This is a genomic window from Mesorhizobium sp. M1A.F.Ca.ET.072.01.1.1, from assembly GCF_004023325.1.
GTDB lineage: Bacteria > Pseudomonadota > Alphaproteobacteria > Rhizobiales > Rhizobiaceae > Mesorhizobium.
Genome location: NZ_RZSF01000569.1, coordinates 1 through 2,382, shown reverse-complemented (window position 1 = coordinate 2,382; position 2,382 = coordinate 1). Strand labels below are relative to the sequence as shown.

4 protein-coding genes are annotated in these 2,382 nt (G+C 62.3%); 3 read left to right on the top strand and 1 reads right to left on the bottom strand.

All coding sequences use genetic code 11. The annotated features are described in order from the left end of the window. The 3 genes from EOA32_RS36375 to EOA32_RS36360 all read left to right on the top strand — a co-directional run. Window positions 1-310: PDZ domain-containing protein (locus EOA32_RS36375; RefSeq protein ID WP_128374239.1), on the top strand; the 310-nt coding region annotated here is incomplete at its 5' end. A gap of 626 nt (window positions 311-936) precedes the next feature. Next, window positions 937-1,143: a DUF680 domain-containing protein gene (locus EOA32_RS36365; RefSeq protein ID WP_066996029.1), complete on the top strand. Its 207-nt coding sequence runs from the start codon at window positions 937-939 to the stop codon at window positions 1,141-1,143. Window positions 1,144-1,289: 146 nt separating this feature from the next. After that, window positions 1,290-1,520, top strand: a complete 231-nt coding sequence (locus tag EOA32_RS36360; RefSeq protein WP_066996024.1) for a DUF680 domain-containing protein — start codon at window positions 1,290-1,292, stop codon at window positions 1,518-1,520. Window positions 1,521-1,624: 104 nt separating this feature from the next. Here the strand turns inward: EOA32_RS36360 and EOA32_RS36355 are convergent. Beyond that, window positions 1,625-2,382, bottom strand: a 758-nt coding sequence (locus EOA32_RS36355; protein ID WP_128374238.1) for an ATP-binding cassette domain-containing protein, incomplete at its 5' end; no start/stop codon positions are given.

Genomic DNA, 2,382 nt, shown 5'->3' with positions numbered 1-2,382 from the left:
GGGCCTGCGCGTGCCCTCGCTCGGCCTTGGCCTTACGGACCTCACGCCGGACATCCGGGAGCAGCTCAACCTGGCCGACAATCAGCGCGGCGCCGTGGTCGAGCGCGTCAACCCGGACAAGGCGGCCTCCGCGGCCGGCATTGAACCCGGCGATGTCATCGTCGCCGTCGACCGCACGCCGGTGAAAAACGCAAGGCAAGCGAACCAGGCGATCGCCGAGGCCGGCAAGTCCGGCAGGAAGTCGGTGCTGCTGCTGGTCGATCGCGGCGACGCGCAGATATTCGTCGCCGTGCCTTTCGCCGCCGGCTGAGAAAGGTTTCCAAGGAGCCTGCCGGCCTCTTCGGCAGGCTCCGCCGACAAGATTTCGGTTGCCCGCAAACGAGGTCGACTTCCGCGACGAGTTGATTGAACTGGACGATCGTCGCGACGGCTTCGATCTGGTGCTGACGCTGACGCGCGAGCAGGCTCGGCGCCCGGCCGGCGCGATCCTTCCAGATCGGAGAGAAGGACGCTCAGACGAGGCTGCGCCCAGAGTTGCCGACGCCTTTGACCCGTGGGCGGCAACGCTCCCGAATCAAGCCGGTAGGTCCAAAATGGTTAAGCGGTATCGGAAAGTGACTATTAGGAGATTCTAAAATCGAACCGAACAGTTCGTTTCTGTTGACGGTGCGTGCAGGACGGGGTGAACATCGGCGCGCGTATACACTTGGTGAGCCAAATGGATAAGTGCGATAACTAACTGATTCAACAGTGTAAAAACCGATCGTGGCGGGCGATTGGTACAATTTCAAGATGGGGATTCATGGTCCAGCCGAAACAACTTCGTGATTGGAATCCGGCAGCCGGCTCACCCACATCGGGGCTGTCCGAACGACGCGATTTTCACTCCCAAGACACGCCGCTAGACGGACGAAAAAACATACTGGAGTACCAAAAATGAAAAAGATTGTTCTCACTGCCGCCGCCCTTCTGGCCATTTCCGGCAGCGCCTTCGCTGGTAGCGACAACTACGGTTCCAACGCCGCCAATCAGCCGGCCGCCGCGGTCGACACTTCTCGCACGGCCTCGACCCACAGGTCGGAAGCGGCCGCTCAGAAGCCCGTCACCCAGGGCGCGGACCACAACCTCTTCGGCAACAATTAAACTGCCGAACCTGGCCATGATCCATGAGGGGCCATGGCCGACAGGAGGTAGACGCTGGGTTCACCCGCCGCGTCCCAAGGCATGTCGCCCAAAAGTGTACCCCAGTTTTGGAAACGACATCAGGTTAAGAATTCAGGAGTATTGAAATGAAGAAGATCGTTCTTGCCGCAACGGCCGTTCTGGCCCTCTCCGGCGCAGCTTTCGCAGGCAGCGACAATTACGGCTCGGCTGGCGCCAGCCAGCAGGCCCCTGCCGTCGACACGACCCGCACTTCGTCGGTGGGCACCGACTCGCCGGTCTACAAGCTGCTGAACTCGTCGAATGACGTGCACAAGTCGGCCCCGCAGGGCAGCGACCGCAATCTGTTCGGCCGCTAACAGCCGCAAGCAGTTGACGAAAAAGAGCGGCGAGGGCAAACCTCGCCGCTCTTTCTTTATCCGGACCGCCTCGTGCCTCATGGCCGAAACGGCAGCACCGAGCGTCAGGCCGCCTTCGCCTCATCGCGATGCAGCGTGAAGGAATGCCCCTCCGCGTCGAAGATGTGCAGATCCCCGGCGCCGGCATTGAGCCGCAGCGTCTCGCCGCGCTTGACCTCGACATTTCCCGGCAGTTTCGCCACCAGCGGCAGATCGGCGCGGCCGATGTCGACATAGACGAGCTGAACCTCGCCGAGCTGCTCGATATAATCGACCTTGCCTTCGAACAGGTAATCCGTCCCGGTCGCGATCGCGAGATCCTCGGGCCGCACGCCGAAGCTCACCGCCGCGCCGTTCGCCGAAGCGGGCGTTGTGATCGGCACCGTCGCCTTGCGGTCGCCGACATGGCTGACCACGGTCGGATTGCCGGCCTTCTCGATCTTCGCCGGCAATATGTTCATGGCCGGCGATCCGATGAACTGGGCGACGAAGAGATTGCCCGGCCGCTTGTAGAGCTCCATCGGCGTGCCGACCTGCTCGACGACGCCTTCCTTCAGCACCACGATGCGGTCCGCCAGCGTCATCGCCTCGACCTGGTCGTGCGTGACGTAGATCATCGTCGTGTTCGGCATCGATTCTTTCAGTTTGGCGATCTCGATGCGGGTGGCGACGCGCAGTGCCGCATCGAGATTGGACAGCGGCTCGTCGAACAGGAACACCTTCGGATTGCGCACGATGGCACGGCCGATGGCGACGCGCTGGCGCTGGCCGCCCGACATCGCCTTGGGCAGGCGGTCAAGATACTTGGTGAGCTGCAGGATCT